Source organism: Lamprobacter sp. (genome assembly GCF_034860625.1).
In the GTDB taxonomy this organism is placed as follows: domain Bacteria; phylum Pseudomonadota; class Gammaproteobacteria; order Chromatiales; family Chromatiaceae; genus Lamprobacter.
Window position 1 is genome coordinate 1 of sequence record NZ_JAYESN010000494.1, and the last position, 1,472, is coordinate 1,472.

Sequence of the window (1,472 nt, forward strand, 5' to 3'; positions counted from 1 at the left end):
GAGGCCATCGGCGGTCAGACGACGCTCCAAGCCCGGATGTGCCAGCACGCTGTCGGCCGAGGTGCCGAAGACCAGGCCGCCGTGAATTGGCGCAAAGTGCAGCGGCAACTGCCCAGTGCGGTCGATGCCGGCCAGCAGACGCGGCGCCGAGCTGTTCAGCGTCGAAGGGTCCAGGATCACCAGCGCGAAATCGCCGGCAATGCGCTCGAAAAGGCCATCACCAAAGCGCTGATAGGCACTCAGCAGCGCGACGGCGGGATCGTGGTCTTTGGCCTGCGCGGCCAACTCCGCATCGCGCCAGCGCGGATGGCCGGCGAGTGCCGCGATACAGCCCGTCTCATCTTGGCTAACCCAACCGGCGCGCACCAAGCAGGCGCCATGCGGATGATGCCGATGGCTCGTGCTGGCCCCTGCTGCGGCTGGCAGATGCTGGACCCGTGTCTCAAGGTCGATGGATGCCTGTCCCTGCTCAAGGTTGAACCAGCCGCAAAGTCCCGTCATCAAGTTGGCCCGCACACAGGTTGCTGAGATATGCTGAACACAATGATAAAGCATCCATGTTGTAAACGGGCAGGGCAAGTGTCGAGAGGGCGAGACGATGGCGGCGACGGTCTACGACGAGGATTTCTATACCTGGACCAAGGAGCAGGCTAGTCTGATGCGAGCGCAGCGCTTCGAGGAGCTGGATCTCGAACACCTGATCGAGGAGGTTGAGGACATGGGTAAGTCCGAGAAACGCGCCTTGCAGTCCTTCCTTGAAACCCTACTAATGCATCTGCTCAAGTGGCAATATCAGCCGGCGTACCAGGGCCACAGTTGGAAATACACCATCATCGAGCAGCGCAAGCGGATTCAGGCGCATCTGAAGGAAAATCCAGGCCTGAAGCCCATGCTGCCCGAGCTCATCGACAACGCCTACGGCTACGCGACCACCGCTGCGGTGCGCGAAACCGGGCTTGCGCCGGAAAGCTTTCCGGAACACTGCCCGTGGGTCTATCAGCAACTGATGGATGCCGAGTTCTGGCCTGGCAGCGAGGCATGAGCAAAACCCGGCTTGACTATACGGTTTGCCCGCGGCGGTGCTGATATACTTCCGCCGCACTGATCATCTTACAACATCGGCCCCGGCAGGCCCGCCGCCGGACGTTTTGGGAAGAAGTTTATGTCAAGTCTCAACGAGGTTCGCAACATCCTGGACAGCACGCTGAGCCTCAACGGCCGCGCTCAGACGTTCGATAGCCAGACGGCGCTGCTTGGAAACATCCCCGAACTGGACTCCATGGCCGTGGTCGGGCTGATCACCGCCATCGAGGAGCACTTTGGGCTCATGGTCGATGATGACGAGGTCAGCGCCGAGACCTTCGAGACCCTCGGCAGCCTAGTCGCCTTTGTAGATCAGAAGCTAGGCTGATCATCTTTCGATGGTTGCTCGCGCGGCCTTCGTCAACGGAGAGCAGGGCGCTCTGTTCCAA

The 1,472-nt window shown here is 60.9% G+C and carries 2 protein-coding genes and 1 pseudogene; 2 read left to right on the forward strand and 1 reads right to left on the reverse strand.

What is annotated here, in order from left to right:
* A pseudogene (locus VBE63_RS29175) lies at positions 1 to 501 on the reverse strand (asparagine synthase); the annotation flags it as partial.
* A gap of 97 nt (positions 502 to 598) precedes the next feature.
* On the opposite strand from VBE63_RS29175, the gene VBE63_RS29180 reads away from it, so the two are divergent.
* Positions 599 to 1,042: a DUF29 domain-containing protein gene (locus VBE63_RS29180; RefSeq protein WP_323686473.1), complete on the forward strand. Its 444-nt coding sequence runs from the start codon at positions 599 to 601 to the stop codon at positions 1,040 to 1,042.
* Positions 1,043 to 1,162: 120 nt separating this feature from the next.
* Positions 1,163 to 1,411, forward strand: coding sequence for an acyl carrier protein (locus tag VBE63_RS29185; protein WP_323686474.1), 249 nt, complete (start codon positions 1,163 to 1,165; stop codon positions 1,409 to 1,411).
* The last annotated feature ends 61 nt before the right edge of the window (positions 1,412 to 1,472 follow it).

Bases quoted from the DNA above. Each gene is read 5' to 3' on its own strand.
- VBE63_RS29185 (WP_323686474.1), top strand. From the start codon at position 1,163: ATGTCAAGTCTCAACGAGGTTCGCAACATCCTGGACAGCACGCTGAGC.
- VBE63_RS29180 (WP_323686473.1), top strand. From the start codon at position 599: ATGGCGGCGACGGTCTACGACGAGGATTTCTATACCTGGACCAAGGAG.